The sequence below is a fragment of the Massilia sp. P2_C2 genome, from assembly GCF_056404615.1.
This window is the reverse complement of sequence record NZ_JBFUDR010000073.1, coordinates 1-22,633: the sequence shown is the minus strand read 5'-3', so window position 1 is coordinate 22,633 and position 22,633 is coordinate 1. Positions and strand designations below refer to the sequence as shown.

Genomic DNA, 22,633 nt, shown 5'->3' with positions numbered 1-22,633 from the left:
GGTCCACCCCTTCCGCTATCCCCCGCTCCCTTCTTGCCGTTCGTCATTCCGCTCGTAAAGGTGGGAGGCGTCCATTTCATTCTCCTTTATTTTTTGATAACGAATGCAACGCCCAGCACGGCGACGGCCAGGCCGGCCAGGCCCAGCAGCAACCCGAGCCACTGGCGCGGCCGGACCCGCTCGCCGATCAGCGGGGCGGCGATGGCCGTCAGGATCGGCTGCATGCCGACGATCAGCGCCGACAGCCCGGCCGGCATGCCGAGTTTGATGGCGCTCCACACACCGCCCAGGTAGCCGGCCTGCAGCAGCAGCCCGGCCAGCGCCACGTGATGGATGCGCCCGCGCGGCCAGGCTGCGCCCGTCAGCAGGACGGCGGGCAGCAGGATCGCGACGGCGCCCAGGCAGCGCAGGATCAGGAAGGACAGCGGCGGCGCATACGGCAGCCCGTATTTGGCGGCAATGAAGCCCGTGCTCCACAGGACGACGAAGAACAGCGGCATCGGGGACGGCCGGCGCGCCTGCCGGAGGGCCGGGGCGGCCGGCGTTACAGTCGAATCGGGCATAGAATGACAAGTCTAGCATGGCCGTTCCGGATGCGTCGGCAAGCACTTTTTGCTTAAAAACTGTTGTATCGGCGCAAACAAAAACGGCGCAAACGTTTGTATCCGTTGATATTACGCAAAGGTCTGGTGTTCAATTGTGCGTCGCATCAAAAGTGCTTGACGCATAATCGAAAAGCAGGAAAAATGGCCTCATGTTGCGGCGCACAATCGCTGAGTAGCATTAAGTTGTTCTAGATTTTCCCCTTGCAATACCGCTGTAACTGGTCCAAGCAGGTGTCCCAAGGCACCTCAAAAGCAAAAGTTCACATAACGATCCATTACTGGAGAACCATATGTTTGCATTCCCTGAGCAGTTTTCGAACGCGACCAAAGCCAACCTCGAATCCCAGTTCGCCCTGCTGTCGGCCCTGACTACCAAGACCTTCGAAGGCGTGGAAAAGCTGGTGGACCTGAACATCAACACCGCCAAGGCCGCGATCGAAGACTCGTCGGCAACCGCACGCCAACTGCTGGCTGTCAAGGATGCGCAGGAATTCTTCGCCGTGTCGGCTTCGCAAGCGCAGCCGGCCGCTGAAAAGGCCCTGGCCTACGGCCGTCAGGTGGCATCGATCGCCGCCGACGCCGGCGCCGAGTTCTCGAAAGCCGCCGAAAGCCAGTTCGCCGAAGTCAACCGCAAGGTGATCTCGCTGGTCGACGAAGTGACCAAGAACGCCCCGGCTGGTTCGGAAACCTACGTGTCGGCCCTGAAGACCGCCATCAGCAACGCCAACGCCGGCTACGAGCAGTTCACCAAGACGACCAAGCAGGCCGTCGAGGCGATCGAATCGAACCTGAACGCCGCCGTGTCGCAGTTCACGCAAGCCACCCGCAAGGCTGGTGCCGCTGCCAACTCGGCCGCTGCTGCCTAAAGCTTACCGCGTAGCTTCCCCTCCCAGGAAGCCGAACGGCCCGGACCGCGAAAGCGGTTCCGGGCCGTTTGTTTTGTTGCTTGTAACGCCAACACACCGCAAACGTCCGCGTGGGCACGGGTGCCCACCCTACGCGAATCATGCAGCCGTAGGGTGGGCACCCGGTGCCCACGCGTAACGCCAACACACCGCGTACGTCACTCCCCGAGATAGGCGGCTTGAACGCGCGGATCGTGCAGCATGTCCTGCGCATTCCCCGTCATCGTGATCGCCCCCGATTCCATCACATAAGCCCGGTGCGCCGCCTGCAGCGCCAGCTTCGCGTTCTGCTCCACGAGGAGGACCGTGATGCCCTGCTGCGACACGTCGCGGATCACCTCGAAGATTTTCTCGACCATGATGGGCGCCAGCCCCATCGACGGCTCGTCCAGCAGTAGCAACGTAGGATGGCACATCAGCGCGCGCGCCATCGCCAGCATCTGCTGCTCGCCACCGGACAGCGTGCCGGCCAGCTGGCTCGAGCGCTCCTTCAGGCGCGGGAACACCGCGTACCATTTATCGATGTCGGCGTCGATCCCGGCCTTGTCGTTGCGCGTGTAGGCGCCGATCAACAGGTTTTCGTGGATCGTCATGCGCGTGAACACGCCTCGACCTTCCGGCACCATGGCCAGCTTCTGCTCGACGAGCCTGAACGATTTATTCGCGCTCAGCGCCTGGCCCAGGTAGGCGATCGTGCCTTCCACCTTGCACGGTGGCAGGGTGCCCGTGATGGCTTTCAACGTGGTCGTCTTGCCCGCGCCGTTGGCGCCGATCAGCGTGACGAGTTCGCCGCGGCTGACTTCCAGGTCGATGCCCTTGACGGCCTTGATGCCGCCGTAGGCCACCTTCAGGCCGGCGATTTTCAGGATATTGTCGGTCATGCGTGGGCACCTCCGAGATAGGCGTCGATGACGGCCTGGTTCTTCTGGATCTCGGCCGGCAGCCCTTCCGCGATCAGCTTGCCGTATTCCAGTACCGACATGCGGTCGCACAATCCCATCATGAGTTTCACATCGTGTTCGATCAGCAGGATCGTGACGCCGGCACGCTGGATCTTGACCAGCAGTTCGCGCAGCGCGACCTTTTCCGTGGCGTTCATGCCGGCCGCCGGCTCGTCCAGCGCCAGCAGTTTCGGCTCGGTCGCGAGCGCGCGCGCGATCTCCAGGCGGCGCTGGTCGCCGTACGACAGGAAGCGCGCCGTGCGCTGGGCGTATTGCCCGATGCCGACGAAGTCCAGCAATTCCTGCGCGCGGGCGCGGATCGCCTCCTCTTCCCGGCGCGCGTCCTTGTGGCGGAAGATGGCGCCGAACACGCCCTGGCGCGTGCGCACATGGCGCCCGACCATCACGTTTTCCAGCGCGGACATCTCGCCGAACAGGCGGATGTTCTGGAACGTGCGCGCGATCCCCGCCTTGGCCACCGCGTGCGGGGCCGACGGCGAATAGGGCTTGCCGTCCAGTTCGAACGTGCCCGTGTCCGGCTGATACAGGCCCGTGATCACGTTGAAGAACGTGGTCTTGCCGGCGCCGTTCGGGCCGATGAGACCATAGATCTGGCCCTTCGTGATCTTGACGCCGACGTCGGTCAGGGCCTGCAGGCCGCCGAAGCGTTTATTCACGCCGGCAATGTTCAGGATGACCTCGCTCATGCCTCGCGCTCCTCTTTTTCTTCTTCTTTCTCGTCCTTGGCGAGGGCGGCAGCGGGGCGGTCTTCCTTGCGGGGCGACGGCCACAGGCCGGCCGGACGGTTCAGCATGATCAGCACCATCGCCAGGCCGTACAGCAGCTGGCGCAACACCTCGGCCTCGATGACGACCTTGCCGAACAATGCCTGCTGCGCGGGCTCGACGACGTGGCGCAACACTTCCGGCAGCGCGGCCAGCAGCACGCCGCCCATCACGACGCCGGGGATATGGCCGATGCCACCCAGCACGACCATCGCCAGCACGGCGATGGACTCCGTCAGCGCGAACGATTCCGGAGAAACGAAACCCTGGAAGGCAGCGAACATCGCGCCGGCGACGCCGCCGAACGACGCGCCCATCGAGAAGGCAAGCAGCTTGACGTTGCGGGTGTTGATGCCCATGGCCTTCGCGGCGATCTCGTCCTCGCGGATCGCGACCCAGGCGCGGCCCAGGCGCGAGTGCTGCAGACGGCTCGTCACGAAGATCGTCACGATGCACAGCAGCAGGAACAGGAAGTAATAGGCGTTCACGGACGGCATGCCGAAGCCGCCGATGTACACGGTGGCGCGCGAACCCGCCTCGCCGGCCAGCGACACGCCGAAGATCCGGATCGGATCGATCAGGTTGATGCCTTGCGGGCCGTTGGTGAAATTGATCGGATCGTTCAGGTTGTTCATGAAGATCCGGATGATCTCGCCGAAGCCCAGGGTGACGATGGCGAGATAGTCGCCGCGCAGCTTCAAGGTGGGCGCACCGAGCAGCGCGCCGAACAGCGCCGCCACGAGCGCCGCCAGCGGCACGATCGCCCACACGGACAGGTGGATGCCGTTCGTGCGCACGTCCTCGCCGAACGTGCGGACGATGGCGTCCTGCAGGTCCGGATGGTAGTTGACGACGGATTCCAGCAGCGCGGCGAACTGCGGCGACGCCAGCAGGCCAGTCAGGTAGGCGCCGACGGCGAAGAATGCGATATAGCCAAGGTCCAGCAGGCCGGCGAAGCCGACCACGATGTTCAGGCCCAGCGCCAGCATGATGTACAGCAGGGCCATGTCGAGGATGCGCACCCACGAGTTGCCGAACTGCGCGGCCACGAACGGGAAGACGAGCATCACGGCCAGCAGCACGGCCATGCTCGTGTACGCCTGGCGCGGTTTGTGCGCCGTGTCGAAGGTCAGGAGAGCCATGGGATCGTTCTCCTTATGCTCGGTCGGCCACGCGCTCGCCCATGATGCCGGACGGCCGCACGGTCAGCACGAGGATCAGCACGATGAACGCGAAGATGTCCTGGTAGTGGCTGCCGAGGAAGCCGCCGGTCAGGTCGCCGATGTAGCCGGCGCCGAGGCTTTCGATGATGCCGAGGACGATGCCGCCGATCATGGCGCCGTAGATATTGCCGATACCGCCCAGCACGGCGGCCGAGAACGCCTTCATGCCCGGCACGGTGCCCATCGCGAACTGGATCGACGCATAGTTTGCGCCCCACATCACGCCGGCGACGGCCGCCAGCGCGGCGCCGATGGCGAACGTGGCGACGATGACGCGGTTCGAGTCGACGCCCATCAGGCCCGCCACGCGCGGATTCTCGGCGACGGCACGCATCGCGCGGCCCATGCGGGTCTTCTCGACGAGGAAGACGAGGCCGACCATCGCGGCGGCGGCCAGCACGAGCAGCAGCACTTGCGTATGCGAGATCACGGCGCCGCCGATCATGACGGGGTCGGACGACAGCAGTTGCGGGAACGGCAGCGGGCTGCGGCCCCAGATCATCATGGCGAACGTCTGCAGCAGGATCGACACGCCGATCGCCGTGATCAGCGGCGCCAGGCGCGGCGCGTTGCGCAGGCGGCGGTAGGCGATGCGTTCGATGAGGACGTTCACGAGCATCGTGACGGGGATGGCGCCAAGAATGGCGATGGCCAGTTGCACGCCGCCGGGCAGGCCGGGAAAGGCGCCGTCCAGCAGTTTCAGGATGGAGAGGCCGACCATGGCGCCGATCATCAGCACGTCCCCGTGCGCGAAGTTGATCAGGTTGAGCACGCCGTAGACCATCGTGTAGCCGAGCGCGACGAGCGCATACATGCTGCCCAGCACCAGCCCGTTCAGGATCTGTTGGACAAAGGTTTCCATGCTACGTATTCATTCCTTTCGAACTAACAAAAACGGCACCCGTTGTACGAGTGCCGCTATTCGAGCAACATAATTCCGAGCGTCATCATAACATCGGACAATGGATGAGTTGCCCGAATTTACACATTCGCTTACACGTCGCGCAGCGTCACGACCGGCATGGTGAGGTTACGCTTGTCCTTGAAGAATGCGACGTCGAACAGTGCGGCGGCACCGACGACGTCCTTGCCGACGCGGCGCAGCAAGGTCGCCGCCGCCTCGATCGTGCCGCCCGTGGCCAGCACGTCGTCGACGATCAGCACGCGCCGGCCCTTGATGCGCTCGGGCTGGATCTCGATGGTCGCGCTGCCGTATTCGCGGCGGCCCGCGGCATGGCGCCGCGGGCGGAAGAAAGGATCAGGCCGCGGTCGCCCTGGCGGCGTCCAGGCCCTTGGGCAACGGGAAGGTGACGTTTTCCTCGACGCCCTCGAGCGCGCGCACGCTGGCGGCGCCCAGTGCCTTCAGGCGCTCGATCACGGCCTGCACGAGCACTTCCGGCGCCGACGCACCGGCCGTGACGCCGATGCGCTTCTTGCCGACGATCCAGGCGGGATCGATGCCGGCCGCATTGTCGACCATGTAGGCCGGCGTGCCCTTCTTCTCGGCCACTTCGCGCAGGCGGTTCGAGTTCGAGCTGTTCGGGCTGCCGACGACGATCACCACTTCCACCTGCGGCGCCATGAATTTCACGGCTTCCTGGCGGTTCGTCGTGGCGTAGCAGATATCGCCCTTCTTCGGCTCGATGATGTTCGGGAAGCGTGCCTTCAGCGCGGCAATGATCTCCGCGGTGTCGTCCACGGACAGCGTCGTCTGCGACACATACGCCAGCTGGTCGGGATTGGCGACGCTCAGCTTCTCGACGTCGTCGACCGTCTCGACGAGGTGCATGCCCTCTTCCGTCTGGCCCATCGTGCCTTCGACTTCCGGGTGGCCGGCGTGGCCGATCATGATGATCTCGGCGCCCTGCCTGCGCATCTTGGCGACCTCGACGTGCACCTTGGTCACCAGGGGGCACGTGGCATCGTAGACTTTCAGGCCGCGCGACTCGGCTTCGTCGCGCACGGCCTTCGACACGCCGTGCGCGGAAAACACGAGCGTATTGCCGGCCGGGACGTCGTCCAGGTCTTCGATGAAGATGGCGCCCTTGTTACGCAGGTCGTTGACGACGTAGGCATTGTGGACGATCTCGTGGCGCACGTAGATCGGCGCGCCGAACTGCTGCAGGGCGCGCTCGACGATCTCGATCGCACGGTCGACGCCGGCGCAGAAACCGCGCGGCTGGGCTAACAGGATCTCGTTTTCCATGTGTGTGTTGAGCGTTGGTTAGAGCACGGAAATCAGCTGGACTTCGAACTTCAGCGGCTGGCCGGCCAGCGGGTGGTTGAAGTCGAATACCGCGTCGTTCGCGCGCATCTCGCGCAGCACGCCGGCAAAGCGGCCGCCGCCCGGCGCGCGGAAATCGACGAGGTCGCCGACCTGGTAATCGGCGTCCGGTTCCGAATTCTCGTCCAGGGTCTTTTTCGACACCGCCTGGATCAGGTCGGGATTGCGCTCGCCGAATCCTTCCTCCGGGCTCAGGTCGAACGTCGTGTGCGTGCCTTCGGCCAGGCCGAGCAGGCGTTGTTCGAGGAACGGGGCGAGCTGGCCTTGGCCCAGCAACAGCGTGGCCGGGGTGCTGCCGAAGGTCGTGACGATGTCCGTGCCGTCCGTGGTGGCAAGACGATAATGCAGGGTCAGGTACGACGATTCGGTGACGATGGGAGCGTTGGAGGAAGACATTCGGCGTGTTCGGTTGACGTGCAAATCGCTATTGTAAGCCACCCGTGCCGCTCCCGCCTCGGCTGGCGGAATTTCTGTTGCCGATACGGTCGTACATTGCAAGATCGTCCATGGTTGCGCATTCCCAAGCTTTTCTTTCGCCCGCGTCATGGTCCGACCGCCCGGCCGGGCAAATAATGCTCCCCTCGCATCAGGGAGGGTATCGATGAGCATCGAAGACTGGCCGGAACAGAGCCGGCCGCGCGAACGGCTCGTGCGCGAAGGCGCCGCGGCGCTGTCGGATCCTGAATTGCTGGCGCTGCTGCTGCGTGTAGGCGTGCGCGGCAAGAGCGCCGTGGAACTGGGGCGCGACATCCTGCAGCATTTCGGCTCGCTGCACGGGCTGTTCGGTGCGACTTTGGGCGATTTTTCCGAAGTCCACGGCCTCGGCATGGCCAAGTACGCCCAGTTCCAGGCCGTGATGGAACTGGCTCGGCGCGCCATCGCCGAGCAGTTGCAGGCGGGATCCGCCTTCGGTGCGCCCGAACTGGTAAAACGCTATCTGCGCATGAAGCTCTCCGGCCAGCGCCATGAATCCTTCGTCGTGCTGTTCCTGGACGTCAAGAATCGCCTGATCGCGGACCGCGAACTGTTCCGCGGGACGCTCACGCACACGAGCGTTTACCCGCGCGAAGTCGTCATCGAGGCGCTGGCACGCAATGCCGCCGGCGTGATCCTGGCGCACAACCACCCCTCCGGCGTGGCGGAACCGAGCGACGCCGACCTGCGCCTGACGCGTGCCCTCATGCAGGCGCTGGAACTCGTGGACATCCGCGTGCTCGACCATTTCGTCGTCGCCGGCCCCCTCGTCCACTCGTTCGCCGAGCACGGCCAGCTCTAGGGCGCAGTCCGGGGCGCGGGCAGGCGCACGCACGCGATGGCGAATGCCATCGTCCCGCCGGCGCCGTAGCCGAGCGGCAGCTCGACCCGCGCCTGCGCATCCGCCGCAGCCGTCGGATAGGCCGCGTGGAAGCGGCGCTGCCAACCGGCCCAGGCGCCGGCGTGCGTCACCAGCGCCACCGGCCCCGCCAGCGGCGGCCGCGGGCCGACATCCGCGTCGAGCAGCACGGCACGCCATGCGGGGTGGACGAAACGCAGGTTGCCGGCGGTGAGCAGGCTTTCCGTGACGATGGCCCCCGCGCCCGGACAGCGCCCGTCCACCACGCGCGCCAGTGAAGCGTAGGGATGGTGCACGGTCGTGACGCGGCCGGCCAGCGAGCCCACGAGCACGCGCAGCGGCAGCAGCGCCAGCCAGCCGAACGCGCAGACGACCGCGAGCCGCCAGACGCGTCGCGCCACGCGCGGCGTGCGCAGCGCGGGCACCAGCACGCAGGCCGCCAGCGGCAGGTGGAACAGCACGGGGATCATCCAGCGGTCCTTGATGGTGCCGACCTGTCCGCTCAACGCCACGCCCAGCAGCAGCACAAGATTGCTTGCATACAGCCACAGGAAACAGCGGCTGGCCGGTGGGCGCGGATCCATGACCACCTCACGGCGCAGCGGCCAGACCGCCACTGCCAGCGCCGCAAGCGGCAGCAGGGCGAACACGACGGCCGACTGCAGCACGTTCCACATCCCCAGCAGGACGCGTCCGCCATAGCGGCCGTCCGGCATGCCATCCTGCATCTTGCTGAGCGTGCCGCCGAACGCCGCGTCGGGATGTTCGGCGACCCAGGCGACGTGCGGCAGCAGCGCCAGCACGGCCACGCCCACCGCCAGCGCTATGCCGCGCGCCGCCATCCCTCTCGTCCACAGCGTGCGGCGGTGCTCGGGCACGAGCAGGCTGGCCACCACCAGTCCGGCCAGCAGGAAGCCATAGTTGTACTTGGCCTGCAGGCCCAGCCCGCACAGCAGGCCGAGGATGGCATAGCGCGGCAGGCTGGCCTTGCCGAGCTGGGCCGCGTAGCACCACAGGGTGGCGCAGGACAGCGTCACCACCAGCACGGAATGGGTCTGGATGCGCGGCCCTTCCCAGCCGATCTGGGGAAACAGGGCCAGCGCGGCGGCTGCGGCGAGCGCGGCGGGCGGTCCGACGAGGAGGTGCGCGGCGCGAGCCATGCAGAAATAGCTGCCCATCAACAGCACATCCTTCAGGATCAGCAAACCGAACCAGTTCAGGCCGAACGCCTGGAACGCCAGCCATTGCAGCCAGGCGTACAACGGGGGCTGGGGGCCGTAGCCGGGACGCAGGTCCTGGACGAGGTAGACGATTTCCGCCTCATCGCGCTCGAGCGTGCCGCCTACGGCCAGGCGCAGCGCGAAATATGTGACGCCATAGCACAACAGCCATGCCAGCGGCCGCGCCGGTAGTGGCGCCGGGCGGATATCGCACACCTCCGCCAACGTTGACGGCGGAGCTTGCGCCATGGATTTTTCAGACATGAAGCCCTCGTGTGTTGATTCGTGTCGTCCCAACATGAAACGCCGGCGCGGCCGCGACACCTTGGACGCACGCAAAGGTATCGCCGTGACCGCGGCTTCCTGCTTCGACCGTGGTTTGCGTCCGACATTCCGGCCGCGAGACGCACGCGAGGACGACGACGCACCTGCGCAAAAAGTGCTCTGACCCCGAATTTTTGACCGTGATGGGTGTGCTGTTAGGATGACGTTTTCGTTATGACGTCGAATCCATGTCTCTACGTATTCTTGCCCTCTGCGGCAGCCAGCGCGCACGGTCGATGAGCGCCGGCCTGCTGCGCGCCTGCGGCGACCTCGCGCCGGCTGGCGTTACCATCGAACTCTGCGCGCAGCACAAGGATTTTCCATTATTCAATCCGGAGCGGACCGACGTCCCGCCCGGCGTGCTGGCCCTGCAGAAGGCCATCCCGGCGGCCGATGCGCTGCTCATCGCCAGTCCGGAATACGCGCATGGCGTCACGGGCACCATCAAGAACACGCTCGATTGGGTCGTCAGCCATGCGCCGTTCGCGCACAAGCCCGTCGCCCTGCTCAACCCGTCCTATCAATCCTTCCATGCCGACGAGGCATTGAAAGAGACGCTGCGCACGATGTCGGCCGACCTCGTCCTCGACGCCTGCCTGCGCATCCCCGTCATCGGCTCGGGCATCGATCCGGACGCGATCGCGTCGACGCCGCGCTTCGCGGCACCCATCCAGGCCGCGCTGCGGGCACTCGTGGCGCATGTCGAACGGTCCGGAAGAACTGGAGCCGCCGGCAAATAACGGTGTGAAAACAGGGCCTTACGATGCAAACATTGCGGAAACTTACGATTGTTAAATTTACTGAGTTTATTGAGACACAATTTTTTTCCGCAAGTTGTTGATTACGCGACGGTTTTCACGCTATACTCTCGTTTTTCCGATTGTGGAAGTTTATTCAAGGAGTGCGCTATGGCACGTGTTTGCCAAGTTACTGGCAAGGGTCCGATGGTTGGCAACAACGTCTCCCACGCCAACAACAAAACCAAGCGTCGTTTTCTGCCGAACCTGCAGAACCGCCGCATCTTCGTAGAATCCGAAAACCGCTGGGTCTCCCTGCGTGTGTCGAACGCCGGTCTGCGCGTCATCGACAAGCTCGGCATCGACGCTGTGCTGGCCGACATGCGCGCCCGCGGCGAGAAAATCTAATTAGGGAGTCATCATGGCAAAAACTGGCCGCGACAAGATCAAACTGGAATCGACCGCAGGTACCGGTCACTTCTACACCACGACCAAGAACAAGCGCACGATGCCGGCGAAGATGGAAATCACCAAATTCGACCCGAAGGCTCGCAAGCACGTGGTCTACAAAGAAACCAAGATCAAGTAATCTGGTTTTTTATTTCGAAAAAGCCGCCCGCTTCACAGCGCGCGGCTTTTTTGTTTTTCTGAGCCATTGATTGGGGTCATTTGATCCACTCGCCAGCGTCGGCGCCAGCCCAACCGCCGCACGGAAGCCTTGCAGCGCCTGGCCATCGTCGCCTTCACGGACCCGAACGATTTGCTGTCCTACCGCCTGCTGCCGGCCCGCTACGCGGCGCCCGACGTGGCCGTAGCGGACGTGCTCGTGTCGAACGACGGCAGCTGCAGCTTGGTTCGGCCTGATCGAAAACCCGATAACGGCGCACCTGGATTACCTGTCGAACCCGGACGTGGGCATCATGATCGCGTGCGGAGAGCGCCGCGTGACGGAGTGCCGATAAAGAACGGCTCCCGCAGGAGCCGTTTTTAGAGCCGATCTCGGTAGGGTGGGCTCCCCGAGCCCACGCGTAACGCTGGTCAAGCCGTCGCGGACTTATGCATAGCTGCGCAGGCGCATCGAGAATTCCTGCAGCGACTTGATGCCGGACGCCTCGGCGCGGGCACACCAGTCCTGCAGCTGGTGCAGCAACTGGTCGCGGGTCGAGTGCGAGCGTTCCCAGATCGCGCCCAGTTCCACGCGCATCTGGTGCATCGTTTCCAGGGCTTTGCTGTGCTGGAACAGTTCGACCAGCTGGGCCTGCTGCGGCGCCTGCAGCTTCGCCGGTTCGCGCTGCATCAGCTTGCGCGAGCTCTTCAGGAAGCGCGATTCCAGCTCGGCCTTTTGCTTCAGGTGCTCGACCTCCTCGCGGAACGCGTGCTTGACGGATTTCGCGTATTTCGCCATCACGTCGTAGCGGTTGGCGATGACGGCCTGCAAGGTATCGAAGTCCGCTTCCAGCTTGTTCTTTTGCAGCTTCGGCTTCGGAATGGTCTTCTTGACCTTGGCCAGGCCGATCATTTCCAGCGTGCGGATATAGGCCCAGCCGATGTCGAACTCGTACCACTTGCTCGACAGCTTCGCCGACGTGGCGAACGTGTGGTGATTGTTGTGCAGCTCTTCGCCGCCGATGAGGATGCCCCACGGCAGGACGTTCGTCGCCGCATCGTTGCAGTCGTAGTTGCGGTAGCCCCAGTAGTGGCCGATGCCGTTGATGATGCCGGCCGCCGTGATCGGGATCCACAGCATTTGCACGGCCCAGATCGTGACGCCGATAACGCCGAACATGGCGACGTTCAGCGGCAGCAGGATCGACACGCCCAGCCAGCTGTACGGCGTGTACAGCTTGTTCTCGATCCAGTCGTTCGGGCAACCGTGGCCATATTTTTCCAGGGTTTCCTTGTTCCTGGTTTCGGCACGGTACAGTTCCACGCCTTCCAGCAACACCTTCTTGATACCGTGCGTGACCGGGCTGTGCGGATCTTCCACCGTCTCGCACTTGGCATGGTGCTTGCGGTGCACGGCGGCCCATTCCCTGGTCACCTGGCCGGTGGTCATCCACAGCCAGAAGCGGAAGAAGTGGCTCGCGATCGGATGCAGGTCCAGCGCGCGGTGCGCCTGGTGGCGGTGCAGGTAAATCGTCACGCCGGCGATCGTGATGTGGGTGACGACCAGCGTGTACACGACCATCTGCCAGACCGACAGGTCGAACAGACCGCCGTCCAGGAAGGACAGCACGGCGTGCAGGGTGTTGCTGAGAAAATTCATCGAAACTCCGCTAAGGATGAGAAGGTAGTGCCGTTCTTTCTATGAAACGGTTCATATGACAAGATTGTCATGCATTGGTGCATGACGCAAACACCCATTTTACGCGTAAGCCGTGCCACACGGCACGTATTGACGCGACGAATAAGCTGCCGCTTACGAATTCTGCGCCGGTTGCGTGATTCGCGCCACAACGGACGCTATATGGGAATCAAGGAGCCGGGTATCAACCGAGGGGTAACCCAATTTGATGGCACCCGACTGCACGAGCGCATGGATTTTCTTGTTGATATCCGACACGACGCCGCCCTGCCCGTTTTCCGGATCGGCGATCCAGAAACCCAGGTCCAGCTCGTAGCCGTCCGGACCGAAGCGCGCCAGCGAGATGCCCGGCGCCGGGTCTTCCAGCACGCGCGGCGTACCGACGGCCTGTGCCACCAGCAGCGGCATCACCTGTTCCAGGTCCGAGCCGTAGGCGATCGTCACCTTGGTCGAAGCGCGCACGCGGCGCGTCGTCAGCGACTGGTTCTGCACGGGCCCCGAGATCAGCAATTCGTTCGGCAGCACGGTTTCCACGCCATCCAGGCCCTGCAGCACCGTGTAGCGGGTGTTGATCTGGGTGACCTTGCCGGTAAACGTGCTGACCGTGATCATGTCGCCGATCGACAGGCTGCGCTCGAGCAGGATAATGAAGCCGGACACGTAATTGCTGGCAATCCTTTGCATGCCGAGACCGAGACCTACGCCCAGCGCGCCGCCGAACACGGACAATACGGTGAGGTCGATGCCGACCAGGTTCAGGCTCAGCAGCACGGCGCCGACGATCATCAGCGCGCGGCCGAGACGCGCCAGCGCCACCCGCAGCGAACTGTGCAGGGCATGCACGCCCATCAAGCGCTCTTCCAGCGCGGCGCCGGCCCACAGGGCCAGCATCAGCGCCACGACGATCGACGTGACGGCCTGCACGATATCGGCCAAGGTGACGCTGTTGGATTTCTTGGGGCCGAACTGGATCTTGTAGCTGTCGAGGAAATCGAAGATGTCCGGCCACAGCCCCGTGATGTACAGCGCCACGGCCAGCCACGCGACGAGCGCGAAGATCTTTTCGAACGTGACGAATGCCTGGCCCAGGTGCCCGCGCCGCCCGAACACGCGGCGCAGCAGGTAGAACACGAGGCGGATGGCGGCCAGCGACCAGAAGACCGGGATCGCGACCTTGACGATGTTGGTGTGGAAGCGGTTCTGGGAAAGAAGGACTTGCGCCAGGGACAGCAAGCCGACGACGAGCAGCGGCGCCACGACGCGCGTAAAACTTTCCACGCCCGTATGCAGCAGGCCGCCCTCTTCGCCGCGGCGGCGGCGGCCCCACAGGCGCACGAGTTGCGCGCTGAGCCAGCCGAACAGGATGCAGGCGACGATGGACGCGACCTGCCACGGCATGCCGGGGCGGCTCAGGTCGTCGAGTAGCGCATCGATCAGGCTGGTCAGCGGCATCGGCCTTTATTCGGCAGCGGGCTCGTCGGAGACGTCGGGCTTGGGCGAAGCGGCCTTGCGCTCCAGCACGGCGGCGAAGAAGCCGTCCGTGCCATGCTTGTGCGGCAGCATCTTCAAATAATCGCCCATCTCCAGCGGAATGCGTTGCTCGGCCAGGACCTTGTGCATCGGCACCAGTTCGAAATCCGGGTGCGATGCGAGGAAGCCTTGCACGATGCCGTCGTTTTCTTCGTCCAGCAGGCTGCACGTCGCATAGACGAGGCGGCCCCCGAATTTCACGAGGCGCGCGGCGCCGTCCAGGATCGAAGCCTGCTTTTCCGTCAGCTCGGCGACGCCTTCCGGCTGCTGGCGCCATTTCACGTCCGGATTGCGGCGCAGGGTACCCATGCCGGAGCAGGGCGCGTCGACGAGCACGCGGTCGATCTTGCCGGCCAAACGCTTCACTTTCACGTCACGTTCGTGCGCGATGACGACGGGATGCACGTTCGACAACCCGCTGCGCGCGAGGCGCGGCTTCAGCTTGGTCAGGCGCTTTTCCGACACGTCGAACGCATACAGGCGGCCGGTATTGCGCATGAGGGCACCGAGCGCCAGCGTCTTGCCGCCGGCACCGGCGCAAAAGTCGACGACCATTTCGCCACGACGCGCACCCAGCAGCTGGGCCAGCACCTGGCTGCCTTCGTCCTGCACTTCGATCGCGCCTTCCTTGAACAGCGGCAGATTCTGCAGCGCCGGCTTCTTCCAGATGCGCAGGCCCAGCGCCGAATACGGGGTCGGTTCGGCGGCGATGGGCGCCGTCGCCAGTTCGGCGATGACCTTGTCGCGGTCGGCCTTCAGCGAATTCACGCGCAGGTCCAGCGGCGCCGGCGTGTTCAGCACGGCGGCCAGCGCCAGCGTCTCTTCCTCGCCGTACTGGGCGACGAACTTGTCGTACAGCCAGTCGGGCAGGTTCGCCAGCTTTTTCGGCGGCAGCAGGCTACGGTCGATGTCCTTGATGCGCGCGAGGAAGGCGGTTTCGTCTTCCGTCAGGCCGCCCAGCGACTCGGCGCCGATGGCTTCCGCCATGCCCAGCAGCGTGAGGCGGCGCATGGTCGCGCCGGCGCCGGCGAAATCGGTGAAGAAGGCCTTGTTGCGCAGCACGGCGTAGACGCATTCGGCGATGGCACCGCGCTCGCGTCCGCCGAGGCGGGGATGGTCCTTGAAGTAGCGCGACAGGGTGACGTCCGCGGGGGACATAAAGCGCAGGATCTCGCGCAATACCTCTTCCGCATTGCCGAGTATCGCGGGTGGCAATCTCATGGTGTTCCTTGAATAAAGTCAGGGGGTCGCGGCGATCCGGACCTCGCCGCCTTCGATGCTGAGCCGGTCCTCGATGAACAGGCGCACCGCTTGCGGATAAATGACGTGTTCCTCGTCCAGCAGGCGTTCCGCCAGGCTGTCTTCCGTATCGCCCGGCAGCACGGGGATGCGCGCCTGGATCACGGCCGGGCCATGGTCCAGCTCGGCGGTGACGAAGTGCACGGTCGCGCCATGCTCCTCCACGCCCGCGTCCAGCGCCTGCCGGTGCGTGTGCAGTCCGGGAAACAGCGGCAGCAGCGACGGATGGATGTTCAGCATGCGGCCCGCGTAGTGCTCGACGAACGGCGCCGTCAGGATGCGCATGAAGCCGGCCAGCACGACGAGGTCCGGCTCGAACCGGTCGATGGTCGCCTGCAGGGCGGTATCGAACGCTTCGCGGGTCGGGAATTCCTTGTTCGGGACGACGGCGGTGGGAATGCCGTTGGCCTGCGCGAACGCGAGCCCTTTCGCATCCGGCTTATTGCTGATGACGGCCGCGATGCGGGCCGGCCAGGCTTCGGCCTGCTGCGCGCGCACGATGGCTTCCATGTTGCTGCCGCGGCCAGAAATAAGGATCACGATATTTTTCATAAGCGCGCATTGTAACCCGAGCCGGTGGGTGGGCCCAAGGAAAGGAAATGGCGCAGGGCCGCGGCAGCAACGCCGTCACGGCATCGGAATCAGGGCGTTTATTCGAACGGGCGTGCGCCGACCCAGCCGACGGATTGGAGCGATTGCGGCTCTTCGAACGAATAAAACACGCGGAACGGGACTTTTCTTTCGGCCCAGTATTCGGCCGCGTCGCGGAATACGTCGAGCAGGGTTTCGCGCGCTTCCTTGTCGAATTTTTGCGTATTCGGCAATTGATCCAGTACGGCGATGAAACCCGGCTGCGGCCCGGCGCCGGCGATGACTTCGGTAAGACAGTTGCGCAGCGCGTCGAAATTCTTGCTGCACGGTTTGGGGAACAAGAATTGCTCGCCGATGCGGGCACAGACCTGCTGTTTGGTCAGCGCATTCGAGCACAGGGCATAGAGAAAGTGATGACCCATGCGCATCGCCTCCTTCTGCAGCTCCGGTGCACGGTAAGCGCGGATGGACTGCACAAGATTCGGCGGTACTCTCATCAACAAACTCATTTTTTCCTCAAGTCACCCAGTCTGGTTCTGCTGCTCCAGCGCGCGGTGGTTTTGCGGAAGCGGCGGGCTTGTTCGCTTTCTCCTGGTCTCGTTTCCACGCGCCAATAAACCCTAAGTCTCCTAAGGGTAACGTTTTGTGGTAATCGAATCAACCCGAATATGGACGAGCCGCTCACATTTGTAAAAAAAGACGAGTTTTTTCAGCCGTTGTTGGCGGTTTTTCCACGTTTTTCTCCTCTGATCGCGGCGTATATGCGGGTCTGCATGCTGTTACATTTTGTTGCCACACGGATCGTAAATGAAGGTCGATTGGGACTAAGATTCAACCGTGGGCGAATCGCCTTTACCGAATACAAACAGATCAGCAGCACCACCAGAACGAGGTATGACCATGAATTTGAAAGCCAAACTGATTCTCTCCGCCATGGGCGTGTGCGCCCTGCCGCTGGCCCAAGCCCAGGCTGGCGATTTCGAAGACTTCGGCCGCGTGGTGCGCGTCCAGCCGCGCATCGAGCAGGTGCGCACGCCGCGCCAGGAATGCCGTACCGACTACGTGCAGGCCCCGGTGCAGCAACAGCGCAGCCAGGCCGGCACGGTCATCGGCGGCATCGCCGGCGCCCTGCTGGGCAGCCAGGTCGGTGGCGGCAACGGCAGGGTGGCGGCCGCCGCGGCCGGCGCGATCGCCGGCGGCATGGTCGGTGACAACGTCGACAACAACGGGCGCAACTACGGCCCGCAGGTGCAGGAGCAGGCCGTGCAGCGCTGCCGTACCGTCGACACCGTCCAGGAGCGTACCAACGGCTACGACGTAACGTACGACTACCGCGGCCACACCTACTCGACCGTCATGAACCGCGACCCGGGCAACCGCGTGCGCCTGCGCGTGTCGGTCGAACCGGACCAGTACCAGTAACACCATCCGGCGCGGAGGACGCCCCCCTTCTCCGCGCCGTCGGCTTCCTCCGCAGCTTCTGCTGCCATCCACGGCGCTTCTTGCGCTGTGGATTCCAGCCCCCGATAATAGGATGTTCCCTTCGCTCATCCTATGCTCATCAAACGCAAATCCATCGAACAGGCCGAATCGTCGCGCCGCCCCGCCCGCAAGCCCAGGTTTGCTCCCGTCACCCTGTCCGAACAGGACGGCGTGCGCTTCCTCCATTTCGGTACCGAATGGGTGCAGGGCGCCATGCGCATCCGCAAACCGGACTGGCCGGAACTCGAATACGCCCAGCAGATGATGGCCTGGATGCTGTTCATCGAGGCGCCGCGCGCCATCGTCCAGCTCGGCCTTGGCGCCGCCACGCTGACCAAGTTCTGCTACCGCCAGTTCCCGCAGGCGCAGGTGACGGCCGTCGAGCTGAACCCATCCGTGATCGGGATCTGCGCCTCGATGTTCAAGCTCCCGCCGGAGGACGAGCGCCTGCGCGTGCTCGAGATGGATGCGCTGGATTTCGTGCTGGATGCCGACAACCATGACGCCATCGACGTGCTGCAATGCGACCTGTACGACGCCACCGCGCGCGGTCCCGTGCTCGACACGCCCGAGTTTTACCAGGCCTGTAACGCCTGCCTGACGGACCAGGGCATCATGACAGTCAACCTGTTCGGCGACCATCCAAGCTTCGCGAAGAACATCAAGGCGCTGCGCTTCGCGTTCAAGCACGTGATCTGCCTGCCGGAAGTCCACGAAGGCAATGTGGTCGCGCTGTGCTTCAAGCGCCGCCGCTCTCCCGACCTCGATCTCGACCCCGCGCGCCTGGCCGCGCGCGCCGCGCAGATCGTCGCCGCGACGAAGCTGCCGGCGAAGGCCTGGGTCAAGGGTATCCTTTCACCATGACCGCAACCACGTCCACCCCGAAGCAGAAACCGAAAGCACTCGACCTGCAGACGATTTTTTCGTGGCTGCTGGCCGATGGCATCGTCGAGAAATCGACCGTCAAGCCGCATTTCGCGCAGGCGCAGGGCATCCTGAAGAACGCCGTGGGCTCGATGCATCCGCTCACGGCGATCGCACAGTGCAAGATTGTCTCGGCAAAGGCGCCCCATCAGCTGCTGACCCTGGACGTGCTCAGCGAGTGGTGCGCCGGCAAGGTCGGCCTGCCCTTCTTCCGCATCGACCCGCTGAAGATCGACTTCACCAGGGTCGCCGACGTGATGTCCGCCAGCTATGCGGCGCGCTTCAACATCCTGCCGGTGGAACTGGGACCGGGCACGCTGGTCGTCGCCACGGCCGATCCGTTCCGCGTCGAGTGGCAGGACGAGATCGCGCGCATCTCGCGCCGCCGCATCGAGCTCGTGATCGCGAACCCGCTCGACATCGCGCAATACATCTCGCAATTCTTCAGCCTCGCGAAATCCATCCGCGACGCCAACAAGTCCAGCGGCCAGGACCTCGCCCTGCGCAACAACTTCGAACAACTGGTCGAACTGGGCAAGACGAACAAGCAGGTCGACGCCAACGACCAGCACATCGTCAACATCGTCGACTGGCTGTGGGGCTACGCCTTCGAGCAGCGCGCATCCGACATCCACCTGGAACCGAAGCGCGACACCGGCGTGATCCGCTTCCGCATCGACGGCGTGCTGCACCAGGTGTACCAGGTACCGGCCGTCGTGATGATCGCCATGACGGCGCGCATCAAGCTGCTGGGCCGCATGGACGTAATCGAAAAACGCCGCCCGCAGGACGGCCGCATCAAGACGCGCACCAACGATGGCCAGGAAGTCGAACTGCGACTGTCGACCTTGCCGACGGCGTTCGGCGAAAAGCTCGTGATGCGCATCTTCGATCCCGAGGTCGTCGTAAAAACCCTGCCGGAACTGGGCTTCCCGCCCGACGACGCGGCGCGCTGGGACGCGCTGACGCGGCGCGCGCACGGCATCATCCTCGTCACCGGCCCGACCGGCTCGGGCAAGACGACGACGCTGTACACCACGCTGAAGGCGCTGGCCACGAGCGAGGTCAATGTGTGCACGGTGGAAGACCCGATCGAGATGGTCGAGCCGGCGTTCAACCAGATGCAGGTGCAGCCCGGCATCGACCTGTCGTTCGCGGACGGCGTGCGCGCGCTGATGCGGCAGGACCCGGACATCATCATGGTCGGCGAGATCCGTGACCTGGAGACGGCCGAGATGGCGATCCAGGCCGCGCTCACCGGTCACCTCGTGCTGTCGACACTGCATACGAACGATGCCCCGTCGGCCGTCATGCGCCTGCTGGAACTGGGCGTGCCCTACTACCTGCTGGAAGCGACCTTGATCGGCATCATGGCCCAGCGCCTCGTGCGCACGCTGTGCCCGCACTGCAAGTCGGAGGATGGCGAACTCTCCGACGACGTCTGGCGCGCACTGGGCGGCGCCTGGAACTTGACGAAGCCGGCCACCGTCTATCGCCCGATCGGCTGCCCGGAATGCCGCCAGACGGGCTTCCGCGGCCGCACGGGCCTGTATGAACTCGTCACCGTCACGGAGAGCTTCTCGCGCCTGCTGCAGGAAGAGACCGACCTGGCCGCGCTGCGCCGGCAAAGCGTGGCCGACGGCATGAAGCCGTTGCGCATCGCCGGGGCGTACAAGGTGGCCGAAGGCGTGACGACGGCCGAGGAAGTGCTCAAGGCCACGACAGCGCACTAGGCGCTGTCCAAGTAGGGTGGGCACCCCGTGCCCACGCGTGACGTATGCGGATCACAAACGCCCGCGTGGGCGGAGGCCGCCCACCCTACCTAACAAAAGCTCGCGTTACCAAAAGCTCGCGTTAGCTCTGGCGTAAATCAAAATGGGCCGCTATAATGCGTGCCTTCTTCGGGTCGTTAGCTCAGTTGGTAGAGCAGCGGACTTTTAATCCGTTGGTCGCTGGTTCGAGCCCAGCACGGCCTACCAAGATTCAACAAAAACGCCAGCTTTCACGAGCTGGCGTTTTTGTTTTCGCGAGCGTCACCTCATCAATTCCACAAAGAATCACATGTTGTGTTTGAGCAACCTTTTTAGTGACAGGGCTGCTTATACTGGTGGCGTCAACGCGGCATCCGAACGCTCTCCGTCCGTTGCCAGCAGGATTCGGAACCGCGTACGGATCAATTCGCCGGGAGTCATCATGCGCACCTTACCGACACTGTTCGCCGCCACGTTCGCCGCCGCCTTCTTCCTCAGCAGCCTCGCGATCAACGCCGCCACTCCAGTCCGCCCCGCGAAACCTGGGCGATGATCCCGAAACGTTGCGCGTTCATCCCGCGTCACCTGTTGCATTCGCAAGAAAACACTTAGCGAACCGCGGCCGAGCCGCTATAATGCGTGCCTTCTTCGGGTCGTTAGCTCAGTTGGTAGAGCAGCGGACTTTTAATCCGTTGGTCGCTGGTTCGAGCCCAGCACGGCCTACCAAAGATTCAACGAAAACGCCAGCCTTCGGGTTGGCGTTTTTGTTATTGCTTTCCCTTGCCCAGGCGAGCATCTTTTCGTTGTGATCATTTGCCATACATCAATTCCCGTCGGTTCCGCTGCCCTATTATTCTGCTCTAACGCAATATTTCACGAAGCGAAAGGGGCGCGCTCATGTTTGACGTCAATCGATATTTCACGGAAATCTGGAATCAGCGGGACAACATCATCGGCAAGAAAAAGCAGGAAGTGCTGACGACCATCTACGGGGTCGTCAGCACGCTTACGCCGGGAGCCAATGCACCGGCGGGCGCGCGCATCGGCCTGGTGGCGATCGACACACGCTGTGCCTCGAGCGCTGCGATGGCGCATATGGTCAAGTATGGCGCGGCAGCAGATGCCCACGCCAGCGGCGTTCACGTCGCCATGCTGGGAGAAAACCACGACGACCGGACCGACAAGCTCCGCGGCCAGAGTATCGGGCAACGATTGGGTGTGAGTCCGTTTCAGCCGAGCATGGTGTTGTACGAGAAAGGGCTATCCGGGAAATACCCGGTGCCTAACGTCGATGCCAGCCGTATCGTCAAGGAAGAAGATATCATTCCCGGCTTCTCGCCCTCGATCCGGGCACGGAGCGCCATCGTTGCCGGCTATCTTGCGCTGTCGATTGCCGCCGATCCCGGCAATCAAAAGATTGTATTGTTTTTCGGCGAAGAACACCGCGATATTTTCGACATGATCGAACTCATCGCCAACAATGCGGCCGGCGCGGCTTCGGTTCTGCACCGATACCGGTATTACCAGCTCGTGCGTTCCTATACCTCCAACCGGGGCGGGCAGGAAGACCCGTTGTAAGGCTGGCGATGATCCACTCGCGCAGCACGTTCAACAAATATTTGCGTTGCCCTTCCGGCGACAGGAAGCTCGGGCCGTCGGGCTTGAGACGCGCCCACCATTCATCGAGAGACTGTGCGACTTCAGGCAATCTTGTCGATCCGATCTTCACCGCCAAGCAGACCGACACAACACGCGGACTGCGGCGCGCGGCCGTAATCGCCGCCGAGCGCCGCCAGGCGTTCGACAAGCGACGGATGGGTATCGTAAGGCGATGCGGTACGGTCTTCGGCGCTGTCGATCGCGTCCTGGACGTCGCGCCGCTTTGGCGACACTGCGCAAAAACGCCGATACCCTTCAAACACCGGCATACGGGCCCCGCAGTCAAGGGCAGGCAACCGGTCTCTTCAGCACGGCAGGCAACCGTTGGCAGCGAGATATGTTTCCAATAATATAAAGCTGTCGTCGCCATTTTGTTCAGCCAATGAATAAATGAAGAAGGCCACCATGCCAACCGAGACCGTTTTCAATCGCCCACGGCGCGTGCTGTCGAGGATGGCCATGGTCATTGCCCTCCATGCGCTGGTACTCGTCGCCTTCATGTCCGGTGATCGCATCGTGCGTTCGAGGACGCCGCAAACGGTCATGCTGCTGAACCTGGTACCGCCGGAGATCGTCAAGTCTCCACCACCATCTCCGCCGCCACCGCGGCCGCACCGGCACAAAAGCAGACTACGCCCACCGGCCCGCGAAGCCGCCGCGCCGCCGCTGCACGACATCGAAGTCGTGCCGCGCACCGAAGTGGTCCCGACCATCGTCGACAATGCGATGCCGGTC

At 63.7% G+C, this 22,633-nt stretch carries 24 protein-coding genes, 2 tRNA genes and 2 pseudogenes; 12 read left to right on the top strand and 16 right to left on the bottom strand.

Annotated features, from left to right (window positions below; all coding sequences use genetic code 11):
- Positions 1 to 116: 116 nt before the first annotated feature.
- Positions 117 to 500 (bottom strand): annotated as a pseudogene (locus AC1DYX_RS11390) (EamA family transporter); the annotation flags it as partial.
- 395 nt (positions 501 to 895) lie between these two features.
- Here AC1DYX_RS11390 and phaP point away from each other — a divergent pair.
- Positions 896 to 1,471: a TIGR01841 family phasin gene (gene phaP, locus AC1DYX_RS11385; RefSeq protein WP_477258920.1), complete on the top strand. Its 576-nt coding sequence runs from the start codon at positions 896 to 898 to the stop codon at positions 1,469 to 1,471.
- 197 nt (positions 1,472 to 1,668) lie between these two features.
- Here the strand turns inward: phaP and AC1DYX_RS11380 are convergent, their stop codons facing one another.
- The 7 genes from AC1DYX_RS11380 to AC1DYX_RS11350 all read right to left on the bottom strand — a co-directional run bounded on the left by AC1DYX_RS11380 (position 1,669) and on the right by AC1DYX_RS11350 (position 7,139).
- Positions 1,669 to 2,391 carry an ABC transporter ATP-binding protein gene (locus tag AC1DYX_RS11380; RefSeq protein ID WP_477258919.1) on the bottom strand — a complete coding sequence of 241 codons (723 nt, stop codon included), beginning with the start codon at positions 2,389 to 2,391 and terminating at the stop codon, positions 1,669 to 1,671.
- Entirely contained in the window at positions 2,388 to 3,158 is a 771-nt protein-coding gene (locus AC1DYX_RS11375; RefSeq protein ID WP_477258918.1) for an ABC transporter ATP-binding protein, read from the bottom strand. Before AC1DYX_RS11375 ends, AC1DYX_RS11380 begins: the two co-directional genes overlap by 4 nt.
- On the bottom strand, positions 3,155 to 4,378 hold the full coding sequence (locus AC1DYX_RS11370; RefSeq protein WP_477258917.1) for an ABC transporter permease subunit: 1,224 nt from the start codon (positions 4,376 to 4,378) through the stop codon (positions 3,155 to 3,157). The genes AC1DYX_RS11375 and AC1DYX_RS11370 overlap by 4 nt, the downstream gene beginning before the upstream one ends.
- 13 nt (positions 4,379 to 4,391) lie before the next feature.
- A complete protein-coding gene (locus tag AC1DYX_RS11365; protein WP_477258916.1) occupies positions 4,392 to 5,321 on the bottom strand; it encodes a branched-chain amino acid ABC transporter permease in 930 nt (309 codons plus the stop codon).
- A gap of 131 nt (positions 5,322 to 5,452) precedes the next feature.
- Positions 5,453 to 5,638, bottom strand: a complete 186-nt coding sequence (locus AC1DYX_RS11360; RefSeq protein ID WP_477258921.1) for a phosphoribosyltransferase family protein — start codon at positions 5,636 to 5,638, stop codon at positions 5,453 to 5,455.
- A gap of 79 nt (positions 5,639 to 5,717) precedes the next feature.
- Positions 5,718 to 6,665: a 4-hydroxy-3-methylbut-2-enyl diphosphate reductase gene (gene ispH / locus AC1DYX_RS11355; protein WP_477258915.1), complete on the bottom strand. Its 948-nt coding sequence runs from the start codon at positions 6,663 to 6,665 to the stop codon at positions 5,718 to 5,720.
- A gap of 18 nt (positions 6,666 to 6,683) precedes the next feature.
- Complete coding sequence (locus tag AC1DYX_RS11350) at positions 6,684 to 7,139, bottom strand: FKBP-type peptidyl-prolyl cis-trans isomerase (RefSeq protein WP_477258914.1); 456 nt, start codon at positions 7,137 to 7,139, stop codon at positions 6,684 to 6,686.
- 205 nt (positions 7,140 to 7,344) lie between these two features.
- Between AC1DYX_RS11350 and radC the strand changes: the two genes are divergently transcribed.
- Positions 7,345 to 8,019 (top strand): RadC family protein, encoded by a 675-nt coding sequence (gene radC / locus AC1DYX_RS11345; RefSeq protein WP_477258913.1) that lies wholly within the window; start codon positions 7,345 to 7,347, stop codon positions 8,017 to 8,019.
- On the opposite strand, the gene AC1DYX_RS11340 is transcribed toward radC, so the two are convergent.
- Complete coding sequence (locus AC1DYX_RS11340; RefSeq protein WP_477258912.1) at positions 8,016 to 9,560, bottom strand: ArnT family glycosyltransferase; 1,545 nt, start codon at positions 9,558 to 9,560, stop codon at positions 8,016 to 8,018. The two genes, radC and AC1DYX_RS11340, sit on opposite strands and share 4 nt — an antisense overlap.
- Positions 9,561 to 9,808: 248 nt before the next feature.
- Here AC1DYX_RS11340 and AC1DYX_RS11335 point away from each other — a divergent pair, with 248 nt between their 5' ends.
- From AC1DYX_RS11335 to rpmG, 3 genes are all read left to right on the top strand, one after another.
- Positions 9,809 to 10,360 carry an NADPH-dependent FMN reductase gene (locus AC1DYX_RS11335; RefSeq protein WP_477258911.1) on the top strand — a complete coding sequence of 184 codons (552 nt, stop codon included), beginning with the start codon at positions 9,809 to 9,811 and terminating at the stop codon, positions 10,358 to 10,360.
- Positions 10,361 to 10,528: 168 nt separating this feature from the next.
- Positions 10,529 to 10,765 carry a 50S ribosomal protein L28 gene (gene rpmB / locus AC1DYX_RS11330; protein WP_091657194.1) on the top strand — a complete coding sequence of 79 codons (237 nt, stop codon included), beginning with the start codon at positions 10,529 to 10,531 and terminating at the stop codon, positions 10,763 to 10,765.
- A 13-nt stretch (positions 10,766 to 10,778) separates the two neighbouring features.
- Positions 10,779 to 10,946 (top strand): 50S ribosomal protein L33, encoded by a 168-nt coding sequence (gene rpmG, locus AC1DYX_RS11325; RefSeq protein ID WP_029755886.1) that lies wholly within the window; start codon positions 10,779 to 10,781, stop codon positions 10,944 to 10,946.
- 465 nt (positions 10,947 to 11,411) lie between these two features.
- Here the strand turns inward: rpmG and AC1DYX_RS11320 are convergent, their stop codons facing one another.
- The 5 genes from AC1DYX_RS11320 to AC1DYX_RS11300 all read right to left on the bottom strand — a co-directional run bounded on the left by AC1DYX_RS11320 (position 11,412) and on the right by AC1DYX_RS11300 (position 16,591).
- Positions 11,412 to 12,623, bottom strand: a complete 1,212-nt coding sequence (locus AC1DYX_RS11320) for a DesA family fatty acid desaturase (RefSeq protein WP_477258910.1) — start codon at positions 12,621 to 12,623, stop codon at positions 11,412 to 11,414.
- A 153-nt stretch (positions 12,624 to 12,776) separates the two neighbouring features.
- Positions 12,777 to 14,114 (bottom strand): mechanosensitive ion channel family protein, encoded by a 1,338-nt coding sequence (locus AC1DYX_RS11315; protein ID WP_477258909.1) that lies wholly within the window; start codon positions 14,112 to 14,114, stop codon positions 12,777 to 12,779.
- 6 nt (positions 14,115 to 14,120) lie between these two features.
- Positions 14,121 to 15,413 carry an RsmB/NOP family class I SAM-dependent RNA methyltransferase gene (locus tag AC1DYX_RS11310; RefSeq protein WP_477258908.1) on the bottom strand — a complete coding sequence of 431 codons (1,293 nt, stop codon included), beginning with the start codon at positions 15,411 to 15,413 and terminating at the stop codon, positions 14,121 to 14,123.
- An 18-nt stretch (positions 15,414 to 15,431) separates the two neighbouring features.
- Positions 15,432 to 16,043, bottom strand: a complete 612-nt coding sequence (gene purN / locus AC1DYX_RS11305) for a phosphoribosylglycinamide formyltransferase (protein WP_477258907.1) — start codon at positions 16,041 to 16,043, stop codon at positions 15,432 to 15,434.
- 98 nt (positions 16,044 to 16,141) lie between these two features.
- Entirely contained in the window at positions 16,142 to 16,591 is a 450-nt protein-coding gene (locus AC1DYX_RS11300; RefSeq protein ID WP_477258906.1) for a barstar family protein, read from the bottom strand.
- Positions 16,592 to 16,982: 391 nt separating this feature from the next.
- On the opposite strand from AC1DYX_RS11300, the gene AC1DYX_RS11295 reads away from it, so the two are divergent.
- The 6 genes from AC1DYX_RS11295 (at position 16,983) to AC1DYX_RS11270 (ending at position 21,817) form a co-directional block, all read left to right on the top strand.
- Positions 16,983 to 17,504, top strand: a complete 522-nt coding sequence (locus tag AC1DYX_RS11295; RefSeq protein ID WP_477258905.1) for a glycine zipper 2TM domain-containing protein — start codon at positions 16,983 to 16,985, stop codon at positions 17,502 to 17,504.
- 132 nt (positions 17,505 to 17,636) lie between these two features.
- Positions 17,637 to 18,428 (top strand): spermine/spermidine synthase domain-containing protein, encoded by a 792-nt coding sequence (locus AC1DYX_RS11290; RefSeq protein WP_477258904.1) that lies wholly within the window; start codon positions 17,637 to 17,639, stop codon positions 18,426 to 18,428.
- The gene (tfpB, locus tag AC1DYX_RS11285; RefSeq protein ID WP_477258903.1) at positions 18,425 to 20,221 is read left to right on the top strand and encodes a type IV pilus assembly ATPase TfpB; all 1,797 of its coding nucleotides are present in this window, start codon (positions 18,425 to 18,427) and stop codon (positions 20,219 to 20,221) included. Before AC1DYX_RS11290 ends, tfpB begins: the two co-directional genes overlap by 4 nt.
- A 170-nt stretch (positions 20,222 to 20,391) precedes the next feature.
- Positions 20,392 to 20,467 (top strand) — tRNA-Lys (locus AC1DYX_RS11280).
- Between the two features lie 422 nt (positions 20,468 to 20,889).
- Positions 20,890 to 20,965 (top strand) — tRNA-Lys (locus tag AC1DYX_RS11275).
- 171 nt (positions 20,966 to 21,136) lie between these two features.
- Positions 21,137 to 21,817 (top strand): hypothetical protein, encoded by a 681-nt coding sequence (locus AC1DYX_RS11270; RefSeq protein WP_477258902.1) that lies wholly within the window; start codon positions 21,137 to 21,139, stop codon positions 21,815 to 21,817.
- 122 nt (positions 21,818 to 21,939) lie between these two features.
- On the opposite strand, the gene AC1DYX_RS11265 is transcribed toward AC1DYX_RS11270, so the two are convergent.
- Positions 21,940 to 22,167, bottom strand: coding sequence for a hypothetical protein (locus AC1DYX_RS11265; protein WP_477258901.1), 228 nt, complete (start codon positions 22,165 to 22,167; stop codon positions 21,940 to 21,942).
- A gap of 36 nt (positions 22,168 to 22,203) precedes the next feature.
- Positions 22,204 to 22,359, bottom strand: a complete 156-nt coding sequence (locus tag AC1DYX_RS11260) for a hypothetical protein (protein WP_477258900.1) — start codon at positions 22,357 to 22,359, stop codon at positions 22,204 to 22,206.
- Here AC1DYX_RS11260 and AC1DYX_RS11255 point away from each other — a divergent pair.
- Positions 22,358 to 22,633: pseudogene (locus tag AC1DYX_RS11255) on the top strand (hypothetical protein); the annotation flags it as partial. The gene AC1DYX_RS11260 and the pseudogene AC1DYX_RS11255 sit on opposite strands and share 2 nt — an antisense overlap.